Below are 26,849 nucleotides of genomic sequence, written 5' to 3'. Positions count from 1 at the left end.
TCAACCCTTCTGCGATGCAGCCGGAGTCGGGTCGAGTTCGGTGTAGAGCGGATGTTCGTGCAGCTCGTCGCTGGTCGGCGCGCGTCGGACGTTGCGTATCGCGGTCCACGCGATCCAGACGAACGGCAAGACACCGCCGAGGATGAAGACGAAATCGCCGGGCAGCCGCAGCCATTCGATCAGCGAGTTGCCGGGACGGGTGAGGTAGCCCAGCGACCGCGCCTCGAAATACCCCGTGCTCACGGAGTGGTACAGCTGCAACACCCCCAGCGGCAGCAAGGTGGCGAACACCATCCACGCCAGCCCGATGTTCATGCACCAGAAGGACAGCCGCGCCCACTTCTCCGGCCACTTGTCGGCCGGGATCGCGTAACGGAAGGCGAACATGGCCAGCCCGACGGCGAGCATGCCGTACACACCCATCATCGCTCCATGGGCGTGGTTGGCGGTCAGCGCGGTGCCGATCTGGTAGTAGGACACGATGGGCAGGTTGATCAGGAACCCGAAGATGCCCGCGCCCAAGAAGTTCCAGAATCCGACCGCCACCAGGAACATGACCGCCCAGCGATGCGGGAACGGTGTTTCGTGGCTTTGTTGGCGAGATCCCAGCTGGAGGAACGCCCAGGCCTCGACGGTCAGGAAGGTCAGCGGGATCACTTCGGCGGCGGAGAAGAACGCGCCCAGCGCCATGTGTTCCACGGGCGTGCCGGAGAAATACAGGTGGTGCATCGTCCCGATCACACCGCCGGCGGAGTACAGGATGATGTCGAGGAAGATCACTCTGAGCGCGATCCGCTCGCGCACCACCCCGAGCAGGACGAAGATGTAGGCCACCATCACGGTGGTGAACAGCTCGAGGAAGTCCTCCACCCACAGGTGGACCACCCAGAACCGCCAGAAGTCGGCCACCGAGTAGTGGGTGTCGTGGCCCGCCAACAGGCCCACGGCGTAGAAGGCCGGGATCGCCAGGCCGGTGAAGAAGAACATCCACGGCAGGTTCATCTTCGACTCGCCCTTGAGCTTGCCGCGGATGCCGCGCCAGATGATCGCGATCCACAGGAACAGGCCGACCGTCAGCAGGATCTGCCACAGCCGCGGCAGGTCGAGGAATTCCCACTGCTGGGAGAACAAGCCACCCGCGGGAATCACCCCGTAGATCGAGAGGGCCTCGCAGATCAATGAGCCGCCCACCACCAAGACGAGCGCGCCCAGCAGCCCGTACACTAGCCAACTCTGCCGTCGCGGTTCCCGGCGGCTGATGAAGGGCACCAGGAAGATTCCCCCCGCCAGAAACGCGGCCGCCGTCCAAAACAGCGACAACTGCACGTGCCAGGTGCGGGCGAGGTTGAAGGGCAACAGCTTGGCCAGATCCAGCCCGTAGAACGCCGACAGGTCGGCGCGGTAGTGCTCGGCGGCGCCACCCATCAGGGTCTGCGCCAAGAACAGCACCGAGACGATCGCGAAGATCCAGATCGCGGCGCGCTGCGAGGCGGTCAGTCCCACCTCGCCGGGCTGGCGGAACGACAACGTGGATGCCTCCGCGCTGTGCCACCCGATCTTCTGGCTCCATCGCCCGTACACGGCGAACATGATGCCGGTCCCGCCCAGCAACGTGACCAGCGACAACACCGACCACACCACGATCGATGCGGTGGGCCCATTGTCGACCCGCGGCTCGGCCGGCCAGTTGTTGGTGTAGCTGTAACTGTGACCCGGGCGCTCGGCCGCGGACGCCCACGCCGTCCACGCGAAAAACGCGGTGAGGTCATGGATGTCGGCCGTGCTGGTGATCATGTGCGGCAGCAACCCGTACTTGGTGGAGTTCTCGCCGAAGTAATCCGCGTAATGCTGTTGGAGATGGTCGAAGGCGGCCGCCTGCTTATCGGTGAACACCAACGTCTTGGTGTCGGCGTCGTAGCGGTTGGTGCGAAACTCGGCCACCACCCGTTCCTTCGCGTCAGCCGCCCCCTGTGCCCGCCATTGCGCGGCCACATCGTTGGTCGACATGCGCAGATATTCGGCGGTGTAGTCGGGACCGAGGTAAGCGCCATGCCCCAGCACCGACCCGTACTGCATCAGGCCGCGCGCCTGATAGAGCTCTTGGCCGCGGGTGATCTGGGCGTCGGTGAACAGCACCTTGCCCGACTCACTAACAACATTGGCTGGCAACGGCATTGAGGCGGTGTAGGTCCGGTACACCAAGATGCCCATCACCAAGAACCCGAAGATCATCACCAGCGCCACGCCCTGAGCCCAGCCCTTGCCGATCAACGACGCGGCGGGTGCCGGTGTGGAAGGTCGTGACGGTGCTGATCGGATTGCCATGTGCCGGTGCACTCCTCGGGCTGAGTGAGGGAGGGAAACGTGTCCGGGTAATTACACAATGACGATTGTAGAAATTCACTATGAGCTGCATCACGCCCGAACGCGGGCGCATAACCCCGGTTAGCCGGCTAGCGACCGCGTTTCGTGCCCGCCTGCTGGCAAACCCATCCATCGGGTATGCGGCCCGTGACGACGAACCGGGTGAGCTGCGCGCTCGTCGGCGCCGGCAAATCGTAGTCGGCGTGCAGATACACCACCGGCTCCTCTTTGAAGTTGTGCCCGTGCAGTTGGTCCAGCAGCTGGTTGCAGGTGGCGTCGAGCAGTGGACCGCCTGTCCGGTCGGCGAGCAGTCGTGTCAGGGCTTCCATCGTCCGCCATAGCTCGCCGTGTTCACGCATCATCACGAAGACGGGCATCATGATCCCCGCCTTGCGGATCGGCGGGAACAGGAAGGTCTCCTCCAGGTAGATGTGCCGGCGCAGCGCGTCCATCGTCGCCCTCAGCAGCTCGGGTTGCCGGTCGCCGCCGTCGAGCTTTCCGACGAAACATTCGATTGCAGCGCCTATTTCGCGGTGTTGCCGCATGAGTTCGGCGGATAACACCCGGTCGGGCATCATGTGCTCCTCTACGTCAATGTGCAGATCGGGGCGGGCCAGTTCCTAGAAGGCGGCGGGTCAAGCCGGTGGTGTTGCCGGCGACGAGGCAAGGTTCGGTTCCCGCTGCCCGACAGCGAGTCCCTGCTGTAAGCCCCCGATGAGCTGCTGTCGCTGGGCGGGGGCGCCGGCAGGGCTGGTCTGTGCGCAGCTGCAGCTGAGGCCGCCAAAGGGATTGGGGCCGTCGTCACCCGGATCCGGGTCGGCGCCGGCGTGTATCGGCGTCGACGCCCCGAGCGCCACGATGACCGCGGCGCACATCGCCGCGTTTGTCAGGAGCGCCAAAGGTTTTCGGTTCGGCGGCCGGTGCGCAGACCGGTGTGGTGTGGGTGTGTCCATTGCGATTTCCTTCGGATTCGACGAGCTTGCGCCTCCCGGGACGGGCTGCGGACGGGGGCCCTGCATCATCCGGCCACCGGCGAATGCGGGATGAGCGAGACACGCAAACCGACGCGCTGAACCGCACCCTCGGACTCGCGACCGACCATGCCGCCCAGCGGCAGCTTGGACACGGTCGGGCCGGGGGACGGCGCCGCGGCCCATCCGCCCGGCATGGCGCTGGAGTGGAGGGCCTGCAGGGGCGTGACCGACGAAACGGTGGCGGCCCAACTCGGGGGCACGGACAACGTGCTCAGCGAGCTGGCTTGGCCCACGCCCGCCGCAACTCCGTGACCCACTCCCGCGACCGGCGGGAGATTGCCCAGACCCGCGGCGGCGCCCATACCGCTGATGCCCTCCACGCCGCCGGCGCCCTCGGCCCCCAAAATGGAACCGGCGCCCGCGTAGTCCAGCGCCAACCCCTGGTAGTCCAAACCGAGCCCCTGGTAATCCAAATCGAGCCCGTAGAGGTCTATGCCGATTCCTCCGGTGTCGGCGATCAGGCCTGCGCCGTCGGCGCCGAAACCCGCCGCCTCTCCCGCCAGCGCGCCCGTACCGCCGTCGAGCGCCGGCGCGGCGGCGAGTGTGGAGGCCAGTCCCGTCGCGGCGCCCGCGCCCGTGCTCGCGCTCTTCGTCGCGCCCTTGCCGGAGGCGTTGGTCAGACCCGACAGCGCGCTGAGCGGGGCGGTGGCCCCCGACGATCCCAGCGAAGCGCCCGTGCCCATCGCCGCCTGCGACAGCCCCGTGCTCGAGGACGAGCCGGGTGTCGAAAGGCCTTGCAGGGTTTGCGGCACCGAGGAGGCCCACTGTGTCGCCGTCGCGTGGGCGGTGCTGCCGGATTGCAGCGCCGCGTGGGTGACGGCGCCGATGTGGCCGGCGACGGCGGTCGAAGTCGCCGTTTGGGGCGGCGGCGACGCCACGGGCGAAAGCGCCGAGGCCGACGCCGAACTGGCGGCGTAGCCGTACATCGCGGTCGCGTCTTGCGCCCACATTTCGCTGTACTCGGCTTCGGTCGCCATGATCGCCGGCGTGTTCTGTCCAAAGATGTTCGTTTGGATCAGCGCCAGCAGCCGAATCCGATTGGCCGCGACCAGCGGAGGGGGGACCGTCATCGCGTATGCGGTTTCGAAGGCCGCCGCGGCGGCCGTGGCCTGGGCGGCGGCCTGCTGGCATTGCTCGGCGGTCGCCGTCATCCACGCGATGTAGGGCATGACCGCGGCCACCATCGACATCGACGCCGGTCCCGACCAGGACTCGTCGGTGAGCCCGGCGATCACCGCTTGGTAGCTGTCGGCGGCATCAGTCAGCTCGGCCGCCAGCGTCTCCCATCCCGCCGCGGCGGCCAGCAAACTTGCGGGACCGGGCCCCAAATACATCCGACCAGAGTTGATCTCCGGTGGTAACGCGCCAAAATCCATGCCTATCTCTGTCCCTTGTCAGTTCTCTGGGCGGACCGTCCTGACGCCGCGGCGGTCGCACACGACATCCGGTCACGCAATCGATGTGGTGATGAAAAGCCCAAGTGCCCAACGCATCACGCGACGCGACCTGGTGAGCCCGCATTACCCGGGTTCGTTGGATTGACCTCGCCATTGCGCGAATTGGCACACCTGTTTCCCGGCAGCGCACCGGGGTGTGTGTGATGGCCACAACGCATCTGCTGAACGGCCCAGACGCGCCGATCAGCAGATGCCGGGGGCACCGGAGCTGATCGCGGCTAGCGTCTGATCCGCCGCGGGTGGGTATTGCGCGCCGGCGAGGTGACGCGCCCGATCAGCAACGGGCGACGCAGAACTGAATCAAAATATTGTGCCCGGCGGGGCTGGACGCCGGCGCGCGTGCCGGCGCATCGACGCGCTGCTGGGACCAAATTATGCCGAGGGTGGGTGGGGCCGACGATCCGGATTGCCGAGGCGTGGAAAGAGCGAAAGTGCTTCCACGATCACGCTTTAACGCGACGCTCTTGAATGCCTTGTCGTCGTTCACCGTGGATCCGACGCCGAGGCGACGTACCGGAACCGACTCGTGGTCGGAGTGCACGGGGTTGGATTGCGGGCTGACCGACGAGGCGGCCGCCTCCGGCGGCGAGGCGTTGGCGGCCATTTCGGCTCGCAAAGCCCCGCAACCGAGTACAGCTGCAACGAGTGCCAGCGCAGCTACGATGGCCAACGCGGGTTGCCGTCGCGGCCACCGTGAAAGCAGTCCAACTCCGAAATTCACAGTGCCATGCACTCTACCAGCCGCGATACATCGACAGGCAACGCGTCACGTCCAGCAAAACCCGATCGGGCGCCCTCGTCAGACCATCCGTGGTCCGCCGAAACCCGGAACCGCGCCCACCGGGATCAGCGCCAGCGCGATGACGAGAAGGATGAACAGCCGCACCGTCTTTGGTGTAGGTCGCCGATCGATCTCGGGCCTGCGCGCCGCGAAAAGGAGGAAGACGATCGCGACGTCGAACGCCACGATCGTCAGCCAACGGGTCCAGTCGAACCCGGTCAGAAAGACCGGGATGACCAGCAGCAGGCCGGCGATTACCCAGGCAGTTCGCCCGCGCAAGGCGTCGACGAACGCGCGCAGCGGGACGCCCGAAAGGGCGCTGAGACCCCACACCGTCACCGCGGCGGCACCGGCGCCGAAGAGCAGCGAGACGGTGAGGTCGAGCGCGCCGATGTGGCCGACGGTTCGGATGGCGTCCGCGATTCCGTTGGCGTAGTTGGGCATCACATTGCGGCACACCCAGTCGTGATAATCGGTTTGGCTCGGTTGTCCCGCAAGCACGTAGTGCATCAGCGTCGCGGGCGATGTGACCGTGGCAAAGGGGTTGGGCACCGGGTGGTGTGGCACCGCCGCGCACAGTTGAGGTGCGATGTCGTGGCGACCGAACGCCGCCACGGCAGCCGTGGTGAGGACTCCGGGCAGCACGGCCAGGAGCATGCCGCGGCGCCAGGTGGTTTCCAGGGCCCCGCCGAGGACGATGATTGCCAGGAATGCCCCCAACGCGAACTGCAGCCCTATCGCCTCGTGCACCAGCGTCAAGGCGGCGATGACGGCGCCGTAGGCGGCGCACCATATCGTCGCGGCGGGCCGGGATCGTGTGAGCGCCAACGCCGAGCTGAACGCCGCGAGGGCCGCCCCACCGAAGAGGTCCGGCCGAGCCGAGAACGCCGCGAACGGGACACCGAATGGCAACAGCGGCAACACCGCCGCGACCATCAGTCTGCGTTCAGACCGATGGCGACCCGAGACCACCACACCGGCAACCGTTGCCAGGCCGCCCAAATAGATCAGCGTGGACAGCCACCGCAGACTGAGCGTGGCCGCGAAGTAGTGGTTCGGGGCCAACCGGACCAGTTCGCCGGCGAGCCCGCGGCGGACGAAGCCATGCGTGTAGTCGGCCGTGTAATACGACATCCAGTACACGTCGAGGGGAACGACCTTGATCGCGAACCACAGCACGGCCGCCGCCCACGCCGCGATCGCGACGGCGACACCTACGTGAAGGCGACGCGCGCGGTGATCGGCGTCGAGGGCGAGGTCCACCGTCACGACCCGTCCCCATAGACCGTGGTGGCGGACAAATGCAGGTCGGCCAGCGCGTCGCAGGCGAGCTCGCTCGTGGCCGCGGTGATGGGGTGGGCGCCGCCGTGGTAGCCGACGATGGTGAGAAATCGGCTGCCGTTGACCGTTCCTGTGCCGCAGAACAATTGGCCGTGTGTTTGCTCGATGCGCGACCGGGTGAGGCCCTGCTCGGCCAGCCGCATCGAGAACTCGGTGGCGTCCGCACCGTCGATGCGGCCGACGGCGGCATCGAGGCTGCCGAGGTTGGAGCAGCCCACCGGCAGCTGGCCGGACGACATGGCGATGCCCTCGGCGCGACGGACCAGCCATCGTGGCGTGAACGGAATGAGTGGCAATCCGGCGAGCATCTCGTTGGGCTGGCGAGCCAAAGACGCCAACAGCTCTTTGACATCCGCACGCACGCCGCTCAAGTCGTCGGCCACGGTGTGGCCGTCGACGGTGAGCGTGATCGAGGTCAGCGCGTTGGCGCGGTCGTCATCGGCGGTGCGATCGCTGACCGGAAGCACCACCGTCACGGAGTTTTCGCCGGGGAGCACCCTGCCCATCCGGTGCGCCAGGCGAGCGGCGAACGCGACGCACAGCGTGTTGCTGCTCCCGCCGAGGCTGCGCGCACGTGCCTCCCATGCCGCGGCGTCGGTTTGAATCGTCACCGACCCGAATCCGTTCTGGCGCTGGCGCATTGGGCCGGACGCCCGAGGTGCGCGCGTTTGCGGCTGAGCCTGTCGATCCGCCGCGGCCTTGACCAGTATCGCCAGCGTCGCGATCAGCGCCCGGACGGCCGCCGGCAGGCTGAGAACGGCGTGGGACAGGTCTTCACGAATCGCGCGCCACCGGCCGCGCGAATTCGGCTGTGGGTAGCCGCGATTGCGCGGTTCTCCCTTGACCGCTTCGGTGATGGCCGCTGCCATCGCGAGGCCGTCGACTACGCAGTGTGACGCCACCAGGGTGACCGCCGCCCCACCGTCGTCCAACGGCAGCACGCCGAGGTGAAATGTCGGGCCGTGCTCGGGGTCGACGCGCACCCGCGCGCGTCTTTCGATCCACGCGCCGATCTCGCTCCGGGGGCGCGGCGGTTCGCACGCGATGTCCGGTGAGCGGCTGTCGGCCACCCAGCGATGGCGCCCGAACGGCAGCGGCGAACGCTCGATCCGGCGCCCGAGCAGACCGGCACCGAGATTGTCTCTGAAGGACCGCAATTCGTCGATATCGACGGCGCGGTCATAGACCCATGTGCATTGCACCGTGCTGCCTTGACCGGTGGCGCGCAGCCGCAGAAACGCGGCCTGGTCCAACAGTGCCAGCCTCGTCACTAGCACCCCGCCTCGGCCGCGGCGCGATATCCGCGCACCGCCACCGGCGCGAACACCGCGACCAGGACGCCGGCCCACAGGGCGGCCTGCCACAGCGGCGAGAGCACCGGCCCGCCCTCTGCGAGCGCGCGCATCGCCTCGATCGTCGGTGATATGGGCGAAAAACGGACCACCGGTTGCAGCCAGCCCGGAAAGACCCCGGCGGGCGCGACACCGGTGTTGAGGAACAGCAGCAGCACGCATCCCGCACCCAGCCAGGTCACCATGGCTTTGCCGTCCGCGCGGGCGGCGATCGCGATCACCAACGTCGCCATCCCGGCCGAAATCGCCACGGGCACCAGCACAAAGGCCAGCGCCGCGATCCAGCCGTAGCTGAATCGCAGCCCCAGGGCGACACCGAAGATGGTGAGCACAACGGCGGACGCGGTGGTGCGGGCGGCCTCGGCGACCAGCCGACCCGCCACCGTGCTGGCCCGATGCACCGGCTGCACCCACAACCTCGTCAGTACGCCCGACTCTCGTTCCGCCGGCAAAGCCAAACCGGCGCCCAGGGTTCCGAACACGGCGCCCACCACCGCACACATGGGAACCAGCCCGTACAGGCTGTCGTGTCCGGTGACGGCCAGAACGGCTTTGCCGATCAGCAATTTGTAGACGATGAGGAGGAAGGCCGGGAACAACAGGGCCTGCACCGCGACGATCGGGTCGCGCCGCCAACGGCGCAGGAGCCGGCCGGCCTCCGACGCGCTGTGACTGACGAAGGCCGTCAGTGACGGCGCATACGAAACCCGTTGCGTCGCACAACTAGCCACTGCTCCCCGCGGCGGCCGCGCGGACGCATCCCGCGCCTGCCGAGCGCCCTGAGACGGGATCCGGACCGTGCGGGGCGCGCGGGGGCGTCCGCCGCCGACGCGTCGCTGCATCCGCACCGCCAAAACGCCGAACAACGCCAGCAGCCCCAGGCACCACGCCGATGCCACCGCCAGATCCCTACCCGTTGCGTGACCGGCGGCCAGTCCGCGCAACGTGTCGGTGACCCGGGAGACCGGCTGGTGACGGACGAACGGGCCCAGCCAGGCCGGAAACGACTCCGCGGGAGCGATACCCGTGGACAACAGGACCAGCACCAGCTGGGGCAGCAGCAGCAATTGGCTCGACGATTCGACGGAGCCGACCCGCGAGCCGAGGGCGTCGGCGCCGAGGCACACCGCCATCGCGAACGCCACGACGATGATCACGAACAGGCCCGTGTCGCCCGGACCGCCGGCCATCCGGAAGCCGAACGACCACCCGACGGCGACAGCGGCGACGAGCGCGACGACCGAGCGTATCAAGCAATAGAGCATCCGCGCGGCCAGCGGCACCGCCGCGGGAACCGGCAAAGTCTTGAGACGAGACCCGAAGCCGGAGAGCCGGTCTCGTGCGGCACGGTCCGCGGTCGTCATCGCCCCGAACAGCATCGCCTGCACGATGACCACCGGGAGGACATATTGCGGATAGGTCATCGAGCCGGGATGGATCAGGCTGCCCAACACCAAGGTGAATCCCAGGAAGCAGCCCACGGGCGCCAGCGCCGCGAACAGCAGGTCGGCATCGCGCCGGGAGCCGGATAGTGTGCGCAAGGTGAGTGCCGCCAAGGCACTCATGCCGAGACCTCGGTCGGCGGAGACAATTCCGCGTCACGCATCGGTGTTCAGCCCGGCGTCGGCCACCCGGGTGAACTCGGCGCGCATCGTCTCGACGTAGCGGGAGACCGACCTACGCGCGACGTCGGTGCCGGGGTAAGCGACCACCAGCTGCGTTTTGTCGTGCATGCGATTGACCCACATGCACACCGTCTCCGACAGCCTGTTATCGCCCCACACCCCGGCACGCAGACCGTCGAAGTAGTCGCCGAACGGCAACTTGCGAATATCGATGTACGACAGCATCGGGACCGGACGGTCCGGAACCTCGATGGGGTCCGACGATCCGTCCGGCGACTCGAGCAAGTGGTAGTACGGCACGGCACCCAGGGCCGTGTTTGCATCGAACGATGCCTGGGCGGCGCTGACGACCTCGTCGAACGAAGCGCCGGCGGTCGGAATTGCCAACGGGACAAAACTGGCCAACCATCCGACGGCGGTGGCGTGGGCGGGATCCCGCCGGTTGTCGAATGGGGTGAGGCCGAAATACGTTGCGGCGCCCGTCAACCGGTGCTCGGTCAGGGCGGCGCAGGCGAACACGCCACCGCTGAAACGCGCGCCCGCGGCGCGGCACGCCGCTTCGAACCGCCGTCCCTGGTCGTCATCGATCAGGTCGAACACGTCGATGGCCCCCGGGGTATCGGCGGCCGCCTCGCCAAGTTCCAGCGGAAATTTCGGCAGCGCCCCGTTGTTCGCCGCGAGAAAGGCTCGCCACGAACGGATCTCGGGTGACTCTTCGGTCAGGCCCCTGGTGTACGCATGCTGATTCGCGCTGTATTCGCGATGGCTGGCGGCGGGTGCCAGCGGACACTGTGCCTGCTGCAACGCGCTGAAATACATCGTCTGGATGTCGAGGAAGATCACCCCGGCGGACATACCGTCGGCGCGCAGGTGGTCGACGGCGATCAGGATCGTGAACCGGTCATCACCCTGGATGACGCCGAAGGTGAAGCAGTCCCATTGCAGGGGATCGGGCGTGTCGAGCAGCAGTTTGCGGATCTGCGGCGGTCCCATCTTTCCGAGATCCGTTGGCGCCAAAGTGATGACCTCCGGCTCGGCAATGACGTAGCGAAGGACCTCGTCGTCGTCACCGAAGGCGAACCGGTCGTGGTAGGTGTCGTGTCGCCGCAGGTGCGCATTCACGGCGTAGGTCATCGCATCGATATCACAGACACCGCTGATTTCCCAGGCCCCAATGCACAACCGTGGGATATCACGACCCCGGCTGACCTGGCGTCGGTAGTATCGAAGATGCTGCGACTGCTGATAACTCACCGGCGCCGGATGGTATTGCGCTTCGGCAACACGCCGGTAGGTGGTCGCGGTGGGGTACCAGGATACGACGGTGCCCTCGGCCGTCCAGTCCTCAACCGTTCCCAAGAACATGCGCTACCTTTCGTCCGTCAGCTGGTGACGCCAGTTCGGATGACCTTAATGGCACAGCGCATGAGTTGCTGAACAAGTTGAGGACCCGAGGAGCCCCGTTACGCGGGCCTCCCGATCGCCGCACCGCAGGATGCGTCGACCAATGCGCGCGAGGGAATAAGTTCACCGTGATGTGAGTTGGCGACCCGCATGTTGTCAAGCGGCGCAAAGTCATGACTCGCCGGCGCACCCGCGGCGCAATCATAGAATTCCCCTCTCGGGCCCGAGCAATCTCTCAGGAACTTCTGACAACCCATGGTGTGCCCGTGTGAGGTAGTCAACGACAGGGAGCCGAATTAAATCGCGCGGCTAACACAGAACCGTTGGCCGAACAAGCATTTCTCTCGACGCGATGACCCAATCTGTCGATTCCCACCCACAGAGCGGCGCTGTCTCGGCAAGGCCACCCGAGACGATGCTGGGCCTGCCGAAACGGCGCTTCGGTTACCATATCGTGATGTATGGCCGTATTGGAATAGTGTCAGCAAAACCTTTCTTGCACCGGTGAGTCGGGCAAACAATCACACGATCCGCATAAGTTCCGCGGCGCTGCATCACATGCTCCCGTTGATGCGAAGCCTCGCATGGGATTCGGGCCGATTCCCGACTCCGGCAGCAAACTGCGGCCAACTGGGAATCCGGTCAATAGGGCGCGCTGCGGGCTTCCTCACATCTGAGAACGCATCGTTCCCCTATGCCCCTCAAGGCATTCGACGAGGCCAGGCCCAGGTCGTTTTGGCAGCGCACTGACACTTTGACGGCTTTGGCGCCGGGTTACGCGCAGACAAACAGCCGGGGATCATCGATGATGGTTCGGACACTCCCTCGTTCCCCTCCCGCGAGATTCGTACAGAAGGGACGTTGACGATGCCCGATGAGCTCCGGGGGCCGGCCAGGTTGTTCGATGCCCTGACCACCAAGGGCACCGCCTTCACCGAGGAGGAGCGACGGCGATTGGGCCTGATGGGTCTGCTGCCGACGACCGTCAAGACCCTCGAGCAACAGGCCGAGCACTGCTGGCACGAATTCTCCACGCGCCGCGACGATCTCGACAAACACATCTATCTGCGGGCGTTGCAGGACCGCAACGAGACGTTGTTCTACCGGGTTTTGCTCGACCACATCCCCGAGGCTCTGCCGATCGTCTACACGCCCACGGTGGGGGAGGCCTGCCAGCGTTTCAGCGAGATCTACCGCCGGCCGCGGGGATTGTTCGTGTCCTACGCCGAGGGGGACTGCCTGGACGAGGTGCTCAACAATCGGCCCCAGCGCGAGGTCGACGTGATCGTGGTGACCGACGGGCAGCGGATCCTCGGCCTGGGCGATCAGGGCATCGGCGGCATGGGCATCCCGATCGGAAAGCTGTCCCTCTACACCCTCATTGGCGGCATCGACCCCGCTCGCACACTGCCGATCGTGCTCGATGTGGGAACCGACAACAGCGAACTGCTTGATGACCCTCGGTACCTGGGATGGCGGCACCGACGCGTCGACGACGACGATTACTACGCGTTCATCGACAAGTTCGTCGCCGCGGTACGCAGGCAGCTACCCCATGTGCTGCTGCAGTGGGAGGACTTCGCGTCCACACATGCGCAGCCGATCCTCGCTCGCTACTGCGACGAACTCCTTACCTTCAATGACGACATCCAGGGGACCGCCGCCGTCACCGTTGGGGCGCTGCACGGTGCCGCCAAGGTCGCGGGACGCCCCCTGTCGCAGCAACAGGTTGTCATGCTCGGCGCCGGCTCGGCCAGCATCGGTGTGCTCGACATGATTCGTCGCCAAATGGTGAAGGAGGGATTGTCCGAAGGCGCTGCCTCGGAGCGCATCTGGGTCGTCGACGTGGAAGGGCTTCTCACCGATGACCGCACCGATCTGTCCGCCGCGCAGCGCGGGTTTGCCCAGCCGGCCGCCCGGGTGGCGGGCTGGGGCGTGTCCGGGCGCGCCCGGCTCGCCGATGTCGTCCACCATATCGACGTCGGCGTGCTGCTCGGCTTGTCCACCGCCGCGGGCGCGTTCACCGAAGCGATCGTGCGGGAACTCGCGGGCAAGACCGACCGACCGATCATCTTCCCGCTGTCCAACCCGACGAGCCGGGCCGAGGCGCACCCGGCGGAGTTGGATCGGTGGACTGACGGGCGCGCCCTGATCGCCACCGGATCGCCGTTCGCGCCCCTGCGCCGCGACGGGGTGGAACGCCCTGTCGCCCAATGCAATAACGTCTATATTTTCCCCGCGATGGGTTTGGCCGTCACAGCTGCCCAGGCGACCCGGGTCACCGACGAGATGATGCGCGTCGCCGCGGAGACGTTGGGCGAAGCGTCGCCCGCCCTCGCGCACCCCGACCGGCCGTTGCTGCCCGCGTGGTCGGACGTGCCCGATGTCGCCGTCCGCATCGCGCACGCGGTCGCCATGCAGGCCGTGGTGGACGGCGTCGCCCCGACGCGCAGCGACGCGGAGCTCGCCGACCGTATCGCCGAGGTGCGTTGGCGCCCGGAATATCCCACCGCCGTGAGTCAGTGAACACCGGCCGTCAGTAGACGTCGCGCACGTACCGGTGATTCTTGATCAGCTCGTTGACATAGGCGTGGGCGGCCTCGGCCTCCATCGCGCCGGCGTGGGCCACCAGCGCTCGCAACGCCTCGTCGACGTCCTTGGCCATTCGCTCGGCGTCGCCACACACGTACACGTGCGCGCCCCTCTTCGAGCCAGCCGAAGATTTCCGCGGCGTTCTCCCACATGCGTTGCTGCACATACTGTTTCGTGGCATCCTTGTTGTCGCGGGAGAACGCCAGGTCGAGTCGCGTGAGCACGCCCGATTCCCGGAAGCCGTGCAGTTCGTCGGCGTAGAGGAAGTCCAGCGCCCGATTCCGCGCGCCGAAGAACAGCCACGCCCGACCTGGCGCCCCGGTCGCCTGCCGTTCCTGCAGAAAGCCGCGGAACGGCGCAATGCCGGTCCCCGGACCGACCATGATGATCGGGACGTCAGCGCCGGGCAGGCGGAAGGTGTGATTCGGTCGCAGGTGCACGCGTGCCGTCTCGCTGCGGTCGGCCAGGAAGGTCGAGGCCACCCCGCCATACCGGCGCCCACGGGCGGTGTACCGCACCGTCGCCACCGTCAAATGCGCGCGATCGGGATGGACCACCGGGCTCGACGCGATCGAATAGTCACGGAATTGCAAGGGACGCAAGGTGTCCACGAGTTCGTCCACACTCAGCTCGCCCAGCCTGATCAGGTCGAGCACGTCCCTGCCGTACAACCACGTGCCGGGCTTCGCGGTTCCGTCACCGGCGAGGGCGGCGACCGCGTCGGCATCCCCGGCGCGGGATGCCACCAGCGCCCGCAGCGCCCGCGACGGAGCCCGAATATCCAGGTGGTGGGTCAGCAGGACGCCGAGCGGCTCGTCGTAGCCGGCCACCGCATGGTCGGGGCCCGCATCGAGTTCGGCGAGCACTGCGTCGACCAAGTCGGGGTCGTTGGTGACGTGCACCGCGATCGAATCGCCGGCGCTGTAGGCGATTCCGGCGCCGGTGAGGTCCAACTCGTAGTGACGAACCTCCTTCTCCGAACCCGGCGCGCTGAGCAGCCGGTTCACGACTATCGGTGCATCGAAACGTTGATGGTGATCCCGGCTCGGCGGGGGAGGAGCGGCCGTTGCCTCCTTGGCAACCGTCGCGACACGCGGTCCCGCATGAGCGCGGTCGGCGGCCAGCAGCTTGACCAGGTCGCCCGTCCACGCCGTCGCGAGTTGCTGGTAGGCGCCGTCCACATCGACACGCGCGGTCAGCCTGACCGCTCCCAGCGCTTCCAGGCGCTCGTCGAGGAGCCGGCCGGCATTGCAGAACAGTTCGTAACTGCTGTCGCCGAGCGCCAGCACGGCGAACTTCAAATGGTCGAGCCGGTCGGCGCTTTCGGCGCTGATCGCCTCCCAGAACAACGCGGCGCTGTCGGGGAACTCGCCGTCGCCGAACGTCGAGGTGACCACGATGAAATGGCTCGCCGATTGCAGGTCGGCGATTTCGACCTGGTTGAGTTCCACCGCTTCCGATTCGATGCCCATGGCTTCCTGGACGGAATCGGCGAACGACATGGCCGCGTCTTCGGCGTTACCCATGTCGGTGCCGTAGCCCACGATCAGTGAAAACTTCGGTTGGGCGGTCATGGTCGCTTCCTCTGTGTGCGCGGACCTGTGTCGCTGACCGGGCGGGAGCACCGCCCGACCCAGGCCTAGCATAGGGTAGCCTAACCTAACTGACACGGGAGGTTGCATATGCACACCGCGATTCACCATCCGCTGATATCGGGGATGGACATCCGCCGGGAGCTTCCGGTGCATGAGTCCAGCCGTCGCCTGCGCGCACTCTTTCCCGGGTGTCCCTTGGTGTATGGCATCGCCGTGCTCGACGATGTCTCGCGACAGCGCTGGTGGCCTCTCGATTCACAGCGGACCGACGCGTTGCTGCGGGCGATGTTCGACGATGCGGCGAAAAACATCGGTCCCCACGCCGCCGCGCGGCAACTGGTGGCCAGCCTCATCCACGAGATCATCGGCCGGATGCTGCCGCTGGTGCTGCTGGAAGGAAGAGCCTGGGACGTCGGCCTGGAGAATCTCTGGCTGCACCGCGATCGCGACGGTGCAATCGATTGGGCCGCGGTGGTGGACCCCACGCTGCGCGTGCTGCCCGACGATCCCTGCGCGGCCGCGCGCAGTGGCGATGCCTTCGGGCGGCGCCCGCGCCGAGAGGGCGTGCTCACGCTGCCGAACGAAGCGGCACTGGCGATTTGGGTGGCGCATCGCTGCCACCGAAGCCTGTCGCGGCTGTTCGACTCCGTGCACGCAATCAGCAACGGCGCCGTCGCGCTCACGGCGATGTGGCACATCGTGGGGTCGGCGATCATCGGGGTGGCCGCCCAGATCCCGCGCCCGGCGCCCGTGGACGACCATGTGATCACCCGCCGAAGCCAGGCCATCCTCGATGCGATGGTCGGATTCGGGCTGCCGGTACGCCGATCACGCCGCGCGACAGCGCCTTTGGTCGCCGCACACGCCGGCTCAATCTGACACGGGCGGTCCCGACGAATGCCGGAAGGCCGACGTCTTTGGCGGTCGATACCAACTTCGATGCTCCACTTGAACCACATACATACCGTGTGTATGTTAATACATACTGTATGTATGTGGAGGTGGAAACATGAGTGCCGTGCTCGAGGCCATAGCGGAAGAACGTAGGACCGTTTTGGAGCTTTGCTCGCAGATGCCGGATTCGATGTGGGCCAAGGACAGTGGATGTTCGGGTTGGTCGGTGCAAGATCTCGTGTCCCATATGGCGTGCAGCTTCTGGTTGGCGGTCGACCCATCGGCCCTGCCCGATCCCGGCGATTTGCCGGCCGAGCGCGCGGCGGACATCTATGTCGAGTCGCGACGCTCGATGACCCCCCGAGAGGTCGTGGCCGACTACGAATCGGTGAGTGCGCGGGGTCTGGAGGTGCTCGCCGCCATCGAAGGTCAGGACGTCGACATTCCGATAGGCGATGTCGGCACCTACCCGGCGTCGGTCGTGCCGACAACCTTCGTCTTCGAAGCCTTCGTCCACATCCGGTACGACCTTTTTCCTCCGGATGGGCCGCTGCAAGGTGCACCGCCGCCCGTCGACCAGCTACGGCTCGCGCCCACCCTCGACTGGATCGAAGCGGCCCTGCCGCAGCAGAACACGAGTCTGCTCAACGAGTTACAGACAGGCGTGGAGCTTCGCCTCGACGGCCTGTGCGCTCGGATCCTCCGCATCGGCGACCACGACGATGTCGCCACGCACATCACGTCTGATTCGCAAGCTTTCGTGCGGTGGGTTACCCAGCGCGGTACCTGGGAAAGCTTGGGCGTTCAGGCCGAGGGGGATCCATCGACTCTGAACATGATTCGCCGGCTCAGGGTGTTTTGAGTCCACCGCCGACCTCGACGCTACGCCGTCGGGCGGGGCATCCCACGACCTCCGCGCGGTATGTATGAGAATGCACACGTGAGAGGCGGGGATTGATGGCGAAGGGCGGTCGTCGCACACAGGCAGAGCGCGCGGCCGGCACGCGTGAAGCGCTGGTCGCTGCCGCCCGGCCGTTGTTTGCGTCGTTGGGGTTTGCCGACGCATCCCTGGAAACGATCGTTCGCAACGCGGGGGTGACCCGCGGCGCCCTGTATCACCATTTCGCCGACAAGACAGAGCTATTCGCGGCGGTGTTCGAGCAGGTGGAGGGGGAGATGGCCGCCCGAATGGGAGACGCCGTCGCGGCCGCGGGGCACGGCGATCCCGTCGAGATCATGCGGCTGTGCGCCGCCCTGTGGTTGGACGCGTGCGCCGATCCCGAGATTCAACGCATCGTTTTGCTCGAGGCGCTGGCGGTGCTGGGATGGGAACGCTGGAGCGCCATCGGGCACCGGTACAACATCGGATTCGTCACGGCGCTGCTGACCGAGGCCATTGAGTCGGGCAGCATCCCGCGCCAGCCGATCGAGGCGACGGCCCTGACGATCATGGGGGCGCTGCGCGAAGCGACGCTCTACATCGCGCGTGCGGACGATTACCACCAGGCGCGGGCGGACGCCGGCGTGGTGATGGACAGACTCCTCAGCGCGTTGCGCACCAACGCGATTGGCTAATCTGTCGCCACGTGCGGCGGGTCGTAGATGACCAGGAAAACGAGTTCGTCAGAACCGACGTTTTTCAGACTGTGCACGACGTTGGCGGGCACCTTGACGAAGGTGCCCGCCTTGGTCTCCCAGCAATGCTCGCCCAGCTGAACGAGGCCGGCCCCGCGCAGGAAACAGAAAGCATGGTTGTAATCGTGATGATGCGGCGAGGATCCCCCGCCGGGGCCGAACTTCGTCAACTGCGCACTGAAACGTGTGGAGTAGTTATCGCCGGCCAGCTCGTCACCGACCCAGAAACTCGGTCCCAGGCCGGTCTCGTGCCAGACGATCTCCTCGGGCGCGATGACATTCTGTAACACGTTGTGGCTCATGGGATTCTCCTTCGCAGCGAAAGCCTTGGTGCCCGGCATCGTCACGCGGCAATGCTGCCGCCGCCATCGGCGCGAATGATCTGACCGGTGATATAGCCGGCGTCCTCGTCCAGCAACGCGCAGATGGCGTGCGCGATCTCGCGCGGTGCGCCAAGCCGGCGCAGCGGAATGGTTTGCAGGAGACGCGCTTCGCGCTCGGATCCGGCCGGACTGAGCTCGCGGTACATCTCGGTTTCGATCGGCCCGGGCGCCACCGCGTTGACCGTGATGCCGGACTGCGCGAGCTCTCCCGCCCAGATCCGCGTGCACGCTTCCAGCGCCCCTTTGGTGGCGGCGTAGGGCGTGCGCTCCGCGGTGCCCAGTGTCGTCATGCTCGTGACGTTGACGATGCGGCCCCACCCGGCCGACAGCATCCCGGGCAGCACCGCTTGCACGACCTGCACCGCGGTGCGCACGTTCAGGTCGTAGGTGGTGAACAGGTCATCCAACTCGATCGAACCGATCCGGCCGAACCGCGCGACGCCGACGTTGTTGACCACGGCGTCGACGCGCCCATCCCGCAGGGCTCGCTCGAGTACCGCGTCGGTGGCGGCGCGGTCGGTGAGGTCGACCGCGTAGAACTCACCCGGGAAGTCATCCGGCCTGGCGCGCGCGAGGCCAACCGGCATGTCGCCCGACACCGCGAGACGGTCGGCGACGGCCCGGCCGATTCCCTTCGACGCCCCGGTGATCAGCACTCGCTTTGCGGTCATGGTGTCCTCCTTGGCACGTATTCCGATGATTACTTAAACGTTTTGGAAAGCCAATCAGACATAACGTTGTTGATATGGCTGATGACTTTGGCCTTATGGAGGACGGATGACGACGTTGTCACAGCTCAAGACGTTTATTGCGGTGGTCGACCAGGGCGGCTTCACGGCGGCGAGCCGGCGGCTGGGGCTCTCGCAGCCGGCCGTCAGCCGCACGGTCGCCACCCTCGAAAAGAATTGGGGTTGCCGCTGTTCATGCGCCGCCGGGATGGCCTCGCGTTGACCGAAGCCGGAGCCGTTGCGCTGACGCATGCGCGGGAAGCGGTGCGGCAGTTGACGTTGATGCGCACCGAAGTCGCCGGACTGGCGGGCGACATCACCGGGACGCTGAGTCTGGCCAGTCTGCCGACAGCGACCGCCACGCTCATCGCGCCGCAACTAAGGACCTTCGCCCGGCGGCATCCGGCCGTCACCATTCGGCTGCTGGAGGGGAGCAAGGAAGAAATCTTGGACTGGCTCGACCAAGGCGCCGCCGAAGCCGGTGTGGTCAGCTTGCCGAGCAAGGGCCTCGACGCGGCGGTACTCGGCGTGCAAGAAATGGTCGCGGTGGTGCCGGCCGACAGCCGGCTGGCGTCCAAGGACATCGTCACCTACGCCGACCTGGCCAAGGAGCCTTTTGTTCGCGGCACCGGCGGCTGCGCCGATGTGTTCATGCCGATCGCGCGGCGGCAGGGCATCGAATTCGACCTGGCCTTCGAAGCCCGCGAGATCGGGGCGACGCTCGAAATCGTGCGAGCCGGGCTGGGCGTGAGCATCCTGCCCAGCGCCGGCCTCCCCGAGCTGCCCGGTGTCGTAGTGCGGCCGCTGTTGCCCCTGACCGAACGGCGTCTGGGCATCGCGGTGTCCGCGAGTGCGTCGGCGCCCGCACGGGCTTTTCTCGACCAGATCGCCGCACTCGATCTGGATTAGGCTCGGTGGCAACGGCTTTGCGGTCGCACATGGCTTCACGCCTGTCTGTGGCCCTCGGACGCCGTAACGGGCTGTCAAGTGGTCGAGCCCCACGTGGTATGTTCGCCGACGTGAACATCGGCGTGCGCGCGTATTGGCGCTTTATCGAGGCTCCGGGCGGAGCCGGCGATGAGGCGTCTGGTTGACGCACCCGCACGACTGAGACCCGGAGCCCAGCAGTGACCACACGGTCGCTGCTTTTCGCTTTTCAGGGCATCGGGAACCAGCGGGCGTGCCCTGGCAGCCAACACAGAAAGACACACCCACCATGTCCCTCACCGACGTCACCACAGCTGTCGACACGTCCGACCATCGGATCGTCTCGTTCCGAGAACTCTCGGCTCCGGCCGCGATTCGCGCCGAACTGCCACTGACACCCGCGCGCGCCGAGGCCGTCCAGCGCGACCGCGACGAGGTGTCGGCAATCCTGGCCGGCCACGACGACCGCCTGCTACTCGTAGTCGGCCCGTGCTCGGTGCACGATCCGGCCGCCGCGCTCGACTACGCACACAGGCTCGCCCCGCTTGCGACCCGGTACGCCGAACGGCTGAAGATCGTGATGCGGGTCTACTTCGAAAAGCCGCGCACCACCGTCGGGTGGAAGGGGCTCATCAACGACCCCGCCATGGACGGCAGCTTCGACGTGGAACGTGGGATCCGCACCGCACGAGGGTTGCTGCTCGACATCATCGACGTCGGCCTCCCGGTGGGCTGCGAATTCTTGGAGCCCACCAGCCCGCAGTACATCGCCGACGCCGTCGCCTGGGGCGCCATCGGCGCGCGAACCACCGAGTCGCAGGTGCACCGCCAGTTGGCATCGGGGCTGTCGATGCCGATCGGATTCAAGAACGGCACCGATGGCAACATCCAAGTCGCCATCGACGGCGTCAAAGCTGCGGCGGCGCCCCACCATTTCTTCGGGACCGACGACGTGGGCCGCGCGGCCGTCGTCGAGACCATGGGCAATCCCGACTGCCACGTGATCCTGCGGGGCGGTACCGCCGGCCCGAATTACGATGCGGCTTCGGTGGTCACGGCCATCGATCGGCTGCGCAAGGTCGGGCTGTCCGAGCTGGTCATGATCGACTGCTCACACGCCAACGCCGCCAAAGACCACGTGCGACAGGCCGAGGTCGCCGCCGAGGTGAGCGCGCGCATCGCGGCGGGCGAGCGCGGCATCGCCGGCCTGATGCTGGAGAGCTTTTTGGTGGCCGGCGCCCAATCGCTCAGCGGCGAACTGACATACGGCCAATCCGTCACCGACGCCTGCATGGACTTCGCGACCACGGCGGAATTGCTGGCGAAGCTTTACGCGGCGATGGGTGATCGCGGGTAGGTGGCCCTGAGGCGGACGGGGCCGCGCCGAGTGTGGGGCCTAGGTACGGATTTGGTTCATTTTTCGTCCATACACTCGGTGAACCCAGCGCCCTTGCAAACCAACCAGTGATCGCGGGTAGCACGCGCACGGCGTGGTGCTAGCGCGCCGAAATCTGGCCGGCGATCGCCTTTTTGTCGATCTTGCCGATCGGCGTGGTGGGCAGCGTGGTCATCGGAACCAAGACGTCGGGACGCGCGTGCGCGGCCACGCCACGCCCGTCGAGGTAGCCGTTAAGCTCCGCGAGCGATAGCTCAGGTCCGTTGAAAACGACTGCTGCACAGATCTTCTCGCCCAGATAAGGGTCGGGGAGCGCCACCGCGGCCGCCGAGAAGATCGCCGGGTGGCTGTGCATCTGCTCCTCGAGGTCCGCCGCGGAGATGGTTTCGCCGCCGCGGCAGATGACGTCTTTGACGCGGCCGGTGACCACGACGTAGCCGTCGTCGGTGATCCGGACCAGATCACCGCTGCGGAAGAAGCCTTGCGCGTCAAAGCAGCGCTCGTTGTCGCGCTCGGCGCGAAAGTAGCCGTTGAACGTGTAGGGTCCGCGGACCAGCAATTCGCCTTCCTCGCCGGGGGGCACGGGCTCGCCGGCCGCGTTGACGACGCGCAGTTCGTCGGCGGCGGACAACGGCCGGCCCTGCGTGTGCTCGGTGAGTTCGGGCGGATCGTCGGGGCGCGTGTAGTTCAGCAGCCCCTCGGCCATCCCGAACACCTGCTGCAGGCCCGGCGTCAAGGCGGTGCGCACCAGGCGGGCGTCCTCGGGCTCCAGCTTGGCGCCACCGACTTGTAAGAGCCGCAAGGTTTTTGGAGTCACCGGTTCCCACTCGCAGGCCTGCGCCCACAGTTTGGCCAGGGCCGGCACCAGGGCGGTGACCGTGACGCCATGGCGGTCGATGGCGGCGAAGGCCGCCTCGGGGCTGGGATCGGTGCCGAAGACGGTGGTGGCGCCCACCGTCATCGCGCCGAGCAGGCCGGGACAGGCGAGGGGAAAATTGTGTCCGGCCGACAGCACCGCCAGATAGACGTCATCGCAGGTGAGCCGGCAGAGTTCGGCGCTGGCCGTCGCGTTGAACACGTAATCGTCGTGGGTGCGGGGGATGAGCTTGGGTGTGCCCGTGGTCCCGCCGGAAACCAGAAGCAGCGCAGGCGATCCCGGGTCGGCCGAGGACGGCGGGCCGGGCGCCCGCTCGCACAACTGCGCCCACGAGGTGAACGGCCCCGGGTCGCCGTCGACGATGACGTGCCGCAGCGTTGGGTTTTCCTCGATGAGGCCGAGCGCCATCGTGCGATAGTCGAAACCCGCCGCGGTATCGGCGATCAACAGACCGGTGGCCGCGCTGACCGCGGCGAAATGCCCGAGCTCGGCGGCCCGGTGTCCCGGCAGGCACATCACCGGGACCGCCCCCGCCCGCAGCAACCCGAACAAGGCCACCGCGAACTGGCAGCTGTTCGGCAACTGCAGCAGCACCCGGTCGCCCGGCGCGATACCCAGTGCCCGCAGCCCGCCGGAGGCGCGGTTAGCCTGGTCGTCGAGGTCCGCATAACTGAAGCCGGTACCGCCCACGGCGTCGCGCACCGCGGTTCGATCGGGCCACTGCCGGGCCGCGTCGGTCAGGATCGTGTCCAGCGTCCGTCCCGCCCAATAACCGGCCGCCCGATAGGCGGCGGCGCGATCAGCGGGGAAGGGCACGAACCCGTCGAGGACTCCGGCCGGCGGCGTTGTGTTCGGGGTCATGGCTCCTTAGACGGGGGCTTAGTAGCGGGGATGCACCGAGTAAGGATAGGGTAACCAAAAAATTAGGGCAGCCTGTGCTAATTCAGGGAGGGTCTGTGGTGCACGCCCCGGCACGCTCGGAGGACATCCGGGCGGAGGTGGCCGAACTCCTCGGCGTCGACGTCGATGCAGTTCAGCCGGGTAGCAACCTCATCGGTCAGGGCCTGGACTCGATCCGGATCATGACCCTGGCCGGACGCTGGCGCCGCCAGGGCATCGCCGTCGACTTCGCCACGCTCGCCGAAACGCCGACGGTCGAGGCCTGGGCGGAACTGGTCAACGCCGGCAGGCCGAGCGCTGATCGGCCGGCCGAGCCCGCCGATGCACCCGCGGACGCTGCGCGGTCCAGGGAGGACGAGCCCTTTTCGCTGGCCCCGATGCAGCACGCGATGTGGGTCGGCCGCCAGGAAAACCAGCAGCTCGGCGGCGTCGCGGGACACCTCTACGTCGAATTCGACGGCGGAGGAATCGATCCGGAACGCCTGCGCGCCGCGGCGACCGCGCTGGCACGGCGCCACCCGATGCTGCGGGTGCGGTTCTTGCCCGACGGCACCCAGCGCATCGCCCCGGCCGACGAGTTCGGCCCCTTCCCGGTCCACGTCGAGGACCTGCGCGAGCGGAGCCAAGGCGAGGCCGACCGGCGGCTCGCCGCAATCCGTGCCGCCAAATCACACCAGCAGCTCGACGGCGCGGTGTTCGAGCTCGCGGTGACGCTGCTGCCGGCCGAACGGTCGCGGCTGCACGTCGACCTGGACATGCAGGCCGCCGACGCGATGAGCTATCGCACCCTGATGGCCGACCTGGCGGCGCTCTACCTCGGACGCGACCTGCCCGAACTGCACTACACCTACCGGCAGTACCGCCAGGCCATCGAGGCCGAGGACGCGCGGCCGCAACCGGCCCGCGACGCGGACCGCGCCTGGTGGGCGCAGCGCCTTCCCGAGCTGCCAGACCCGCCCGCCCTGCCGACCACCGCGGGCCGCGCCGAGAACCAAAGCACCCGGCGCTGGCACTGGCTGGACCCGCACACCCGCGATGCGCTCTTCGCGCGCGCCCAGGCCCGCGGGTTCACCCCGGCGATGGCGCTGGCCGCGGGGTTCGCCAACACCCTGGCGCGCTGGTCGACCACCTCGCGCTTCCTGCTGAACGTTCCGCTGTTCGGGCGCCAGGCGCTGCACCCGGACGTCGACTTCTTGGTCGGCGACTTCACCTCCTCGCTGCTGCTCGACGTCGACCTCACCCGCGCGAACACCGCATCGGCACGGGCCCAGGTGGTGCAGGCCGCGATGCGCACCGCCGCCGCCCATTCGGCCTATCCCGGTTTGTCGCTCCTTCGTGACCTCAGCCGTCATCGCGGCACCCAGGTGCTCGCACCCGTCGTCTTCACCAGCGCGCTCGGACTCGGCGAGCTGTTCAGCTCCGACGTGACCGGCCAATTCGGCACACCGGGATGGATCATCTCCCAGGGGCCGCAGGTGCTGCTGGACGCGCAAGTCACCGAATTCGACGGCGGCGTCCTGGTGAATTGGGATGTGCGCGAAGGCGTCTTCCCCGCCGGCGTCATCGACGCGATGTTCGCCCATCACATCGACGAGCTGCTCCGGCTGGCCTCCGCCGACGAAGCCTGGGAGGCGCCGGGCCCCCCGGCGCTGCCCGAGGCTCAGCGCGCGGTACGCGAGGCGGCCAACGGCCGCACCGCCGAACCGAGCGGAGAAGCCTTGCACGACGGGTTCTTTCGGCAAGCCGAGCAGCGACCCGATGCGCCGGCGGTCTTCGCCAGTTCCGGTGACCTCAGCTACGCGCAGCTACGCGACCAGGCGCTGGCCGTGGCGGCCGCGCTGCGTGCGGCCGGCGTCACCGCCGGGGACACCATCGCGGTGATGGGCCCCAAAACCGCCGAGCAGATTCCCGCGCTGCTGGGCATCCTGTCCGTCGGTGCCGTCTATCTGCCGATCGGCGTCGACCAGCCACGCGACCGCGCCGAGCGCATTCTCGAGTCCGGCGGGGTGAGCCTGGCCGTGGTGTGCGGAGGACAACGCCTGTCCATGCCGGTGCCCGAGGTGGTGCTCGCCGACATCCTCGGCGGCGCGCCTGCGAGCACCGAGATCACTTCAGCGAGAGTAGATCCCGCCGCGCTCGCCTACGTGTTGTTCACCTCCGGCTCCACCGGCGAACCCAAAGGCGTCGAGGTCACTCACGACGCAGCGATGAACACTGTGGAATTCATCGGCCGCCACTTCGACATCGGCCCCGCGGATCGATGCCTGGCCCTGTCGACCCTCGAGGGCGACATCTCGGTCATGGACGTGTTCGTCACCCTGCGCACCGGCGGCTCCATCGTCGTGGTCGACGAAGCCCAGCGACGTGATCCCGACGCTTGGGCCCGGCTCATCGACGCCCACCAGGTCACCGTGCTGCATTTCATGCCCGGCTGGCTCGAGATGCTGGTCGAGGTCGGCCGCGGGCGGCTGTCCTCGGTGCGGGTGGTGCCCACCGGAGGCGACTGGGTGCGCCCCGAGGTGGTGCGCCGGCTACGGGCCGAAGCCCCCAACCTCCGGTTCGCCGGCCTCGGGGGAGCCACCGAAACCCCGGTGCACAACAGCATTTTCGAGGTGACCGAGCCGATACCCGACGACTGGACGGCGCTGCCCTTCGGCGTCCCGCTGCCCAACAACGCCTGCCGCGTCGTCGACGACACCGGCGCCGACTGTCCCGACTGGGTGCCCGGCGAGTACTGGGTGTCCGGCCGCGGCATCGCGCGCGGCTACCGCGGACGCCCCGATCTCACCGCCGAACGCTTCGTCGAACACGACGGCCGAATCTGGTATCGCACCGGCGATCTGGTCCGCTACTGGCCCGACGGCACCCTCGAATTCGTCGGCCGCGCCGACCACCGCGTCAAGATCAGCGGGTACCGCGTCGAGCTCGGCGAGATCGAGACCGCGTTGCGGCGCGTGCCGGGGGTGCGCACGGCGGTGGCCGCGTTGATCGCCGTGTCCGGGGAATCCGATGTGCTGGCCGCGCAGGTGTGCGCGGACGACGCCACCGTGACCGCCGAGGGAATCCGGCAGTCTCTCGCCGACCTCGTTCCCGCACACATGATCCCGCGCCACATCACGGTCGTGGAGCGGATCGGTTTCACCGATGCCGGAAAGCTTGACCGGCGCGCCGTGGCGCGCGAATTGGAAGGCGCCGTTTCGCAATCGCAGCGGCCGGGCCACCGCGCGCCGTCGACGCCACTTCAATCCGCGCTGGCCATGATCGTGGGCGACCTGCTCGGCCGGCAGAACATCGGTATCGACGATGACTTCTTCGCCCTCGGCGGTGACTCGGTGCTGGCCACACAGGCGGTGGCGCGAATTCGGGCCTGGCTGGACGCGCCGGACATCATGGTCGCCGACATCTTCGCCAACCGGACCGTGTCGTCGCTGGCCGCGGTCCTCGGGGCCGGTGAGCGCGACCCCGGCCGGCTTGACCAGGTCGCCGAGCTATATCTGGAGGTTATCGGCATGGACGCCGAATCGGTTCTGGCGGCCTCTCAGCAACCCGCGAAATCGTAAACGG

Annotated in this window: 20 protein-coding genes; 8 read left to right on the top strand and 12 right to left on the bottom strand. The window is 67.3% G+C overall.

Annotation, left to right across the window (positions count from 1 at the left end):
• The 8 genes from MAA44156_RS12020 to MAA44156_RS11985 all read right to left on the bottom strand — a co-directional run bounded on the left by MAA44156_RS12020 (position 1) and on the right by MAA44156_RS11985 (position 11,319).
• Positions 1 to 2,325, bottom strand: coding sequence for a nitric-oxide reductase large subunit (locus tag MAA44156_RS12020; RefSeq protein WP_029248446.1), 2,325 nt, complete (start codon positions 2,323 to 2,325; stop codon positions 1 to 3).
• Between the two features lie 128 nt (positions 2,326 to 2,453).
• Positions 2,454 to 2,939, bottom strand: a complete 486-nt coding sequence (locus MAA44156_RS12015; RefSeq protein ID WP_029248447.1) for a hemerythrin domain-containing protein — start codon at positions 2,937 to 2,939, stop codon at positions 2,454 to 2,456.
• Positions 2,940 to 3,382: 443 nt separating this feature from the next.
• Positions 3,383 to 4,774, bottom strand: coding sequence for a PPE family protein (locus MAA44156_RS12010; protein WP_029248448.1), 1,392 nt, complete (start codon positions 4,772 to 4,774; stop codon positions 3,383 to 3,385).
• Between the two features lie 355 nt (positions 4,775 to 5,129).
• A complete protein-coding gene (locus MAA44156_RS12005) occupies positions 5,130 to 5,576 on the bottom strand; it encodes a hypothetical protein (RefSeq protein WP_479682802.1) in 447 nt (148 codons plus the stop codon).
• A 78-nt stretch (positions 5,577 to 5,654) separates the two neighbouring features.
• Positions 5,655 to 6,905: an Rv1490 family membrane protein gene (locus MAA44156_RS12000; protein ID WP_009976212.1), complete on the bottom strand. Its 1,251-nt coding sequence runs from the start codon at positions 6,903 to 6,905 to the stop codon at positions 5,655 to 5,657.
• The gene (locus MAA44156_RS11995) at positions 6,902 to 8,248 is read right to left on the bottom strand and encodes a wax ester/triacylglycerol synthase domain-containing protein (RefSeq protein WP_009976213.1); all 1,347 of its coding nucleotides are present in this window, start codon (positions 8,246 to 8,248) and stop codon (positions 6,902 to 6,904) included. Before MAA44156_RS11995 ends, MAA44156_RS12000 begins: the two co-directional genes overlap by 4 nt.
• Positions 8,248 to 9,894 carry an ABC transporter permease gene (locus tag MAA44156_RS11990; protein WP_009976214.1) on the bottom strand — a complete coding sequence of 549 codons (1,647 nt, stop codon included), beginning with the start codon at positions 9,892 to 9,894 and terminating at the stop codon, positions 8,248 to 8,250. Before MAA44156_RS11990 ends, MAA44156_RS11995 begins: the two co-directional genes overlap by 1 nt.
• A 33-nt stretch (positions 9,895 to 9,927) precedes the next feature.
• A complete protein-coding gene (locus MAA44156_RS11985) occupies positions 9,928 to 11,319 on the bottom strand; it encodes a condensation domain-containing protein (RefSeq protein WP_014941680.1) in 1,392 nt (463 codons plus the stop codon).
• Between the two features lie 906 nt (positions 11,320 to 12,225).
• Between MAA44156_RS11985 and MAA44156_RS11980 the strand changes: the two genes are divergently transcribed.
• A complete protein-coding gene (locus MAA44156_RS11980) occupies positions 12,226 to 13,884 on the top strand; it encodes an NAD-dependent malic enzyme (protein ID WP_009976216.1) in 1,659 nt (552 codons plus the stop codon).
• On the opposite strand, the gene MAA44156_RS11975 is transcribed toward MAA44156_RS11980, so the two are convergent.
• The gene (locus tag MAA44156_RS11975) at positions 13,878 to 15,524 is read right to left on the bottom strand and encodes a diflavin oxidoreductase (RefSeq protein ID WP_009976217.1); all 1,647 of its coding nucleotides are present in this window, start codon (positions 15,522 to 15,524) and stop codon (positions 13,878 to 13,880) included. The genes MAA44156_RS11980 and MAA44156_RS11975 overlap by 7 nt on opposite strands.
• Before the next feature lie 108 nt (positions 15,525 to 15,632).
• Here MAA44156_RS11975 and MAA44156_RS11970 point away from each other — a divergent pair, with 108 nt between their 5' ends.
• The 3 genes from MAA44156_RS11970 to MAA44156_RS11960 all read left to right on the top strand — a co-directional run bounded on the left by MAA44156_RS11970 (position 15,633) and on the right by MAA44156_RS11960 (position 18,014).
• On the top strand, positions 15,633 to 16,424 hold the full coding sequence (locus tag MAA44156_RS11970) for a hypothetical protein (protein ID WP_009976218.1): 792 nt from the start codon (positions 15,633 to 15,635) through the stop codon (positions 16,422 to 16,424).
• Positions 16,425 to 16,554: 130 nt separating this feature from the next.
• Entirely contained in the window at positions 16,555 to 17,301 is a 747-nt protein-coding gene (locus tag MAA44156_RS11965; protein WP_009976219.1) for a maleylpyruvate isomerase family mycothiol-dependent enzyme, read from the top strand.
• Between the two features lie 95 nt (positions 17,302 to 17,396).
• Positions 17,397 to 18,014: a TetR/AcrR family transcriptional regulator gene (locus tag MAA44156_RS11960; protein WP_009955693.1), complete on the top strand. Its 618-nt coding sequence runs from the start codon at positions 17,397 to 17,399 to the stop codon at positions 18,012 to 18,014.
• On the opposite strand, the gene MAA44156_RS11955 is transcribed toward MAA44156_RS11960, so the two are convergent.
• Positions 18,011 to 18,415 carry a cupin domain-containing protein gene (locus tag MAA44156_RS11955; RefSeq protein ID WP_227974644.1) on the bottom strand — a complete coding sequence of 135 codons (405 nt, stop codon included), beginning with the start codon at positions 18,413 to 18,415 and terminating at the stop codon, positions 18,011 to 18,013. The two genes, MAA44156_RS11960 and MAA44156_RS11955, sit on opposite strands and share 4 nt — an antisense overlap.
• A 2-nt stretch (positions 18,416 to 18,417) precedes the next feature.
• Positions 18,418 to 19,128, bottom strand: a complete 711-nt coding sequence (locus tag MAA44156_RS11950) for an SDR family oxidoreductase (protein ID WP_009976223.1) — start codon at positions 19,126 to 19,128, stop codon at positions 18,418 to 18,420.
• A 106-nt stretch (positions 19,129 to 19,234) separates the two neighbouring features.
• Here MAA44156_RS11950 and MAA44156_RS23565 point away from each other — a divergent pair, with 106 nt between their 5' ends.
• From MAA44156_RS23565 to MAA44156_RS11940, 3 genes are all read left to right on the top strand, one after another.
• Complete coding sequence (locus MAA44156_RS23565) at positions 19,235 to 19,408, top strand: LysR family transcriptional regulator (protein ID WP_227974638.1); 174 nt, start codon at positions 19,235 to 19,237, stop codon at positions 19,406 to 19,408.
• A complete protein-coding gene (locus MAA44156_RS11945) occupies positions 19,369 to 20,094 on the top strand; it encodes a LysR family transcriptional regulator (RefSeq protein WP_009976225.1) in 726 nt (241 codons plus the stop codon). The genes MAA44156_RS23565 and MAA44156_RS11945 overlap by 40 nt, the downstream gene beginning before the upstream one ends.
• A gap of 307 nt (positions 20,095 to 20,401) precedes the next feature.
• A complete protein-coding gene (locus MAA44156_RS11940; RefSeq protein ID WP_009976227.1) occupies positions 20,402 to 21,469 on the top strand; it encodes a 3-deoxy-7-phosphoheptulonate synthase in 1,068 nt (355 codons plus the stop codon).
• Positions 21,470 to 21,608: 139 nt separating this feature from the next.
• On the opposite strand, the gene MAA44156_RS11935 is transcribed toward MAA44156_RS11940, so the two are convergent.
• A complete protein-coding gene (locus MAA44156_RS11935) occupies positions 21,609 to 23,246 on the bottom strand; it encodes a (2,3-dihydroxybenzoyl)adenylate synthase (RefSeq protein ID WP_009976228.1) in 1,638 nt (545 codons plus the stop codon).
• A 95-nt stretch (positions 23,247 to 23,341) separates the two neighbouring features.
• Between MAA44156_RS11935 and MAA44156_RS11930 the strand changes: the two genes are divergently transcribed.
• Complete coding sequence (locus tag MAA44156_RS11930; protein WP_023884250.1) at positions 23,342 to 26,845, top strand: non-ribosomal peptide synthetase; 3,504 nt, start codon at positions 23,342 to 23,344, stop codon at positions 26,843 to 26,845.
• Positions 26,846 to 26,849 lie beyond the last annotated feature (4 nt).

It is taken from the genome of Mycobacterium avium subsp. avium (assembly GCF_009741445.1).
Lineage (GTDB): Bacteria > Actinomycetota > Actinomycetes > Mycobacteriales > Mycobacteriaceae > Mycobacterium > Mycobacterium avium.
The sequence above is the reverse complement of the archived record's forward strand: the minus strand, read 5'-3'. Positions and strand labels throughout refer to the sequence as shown.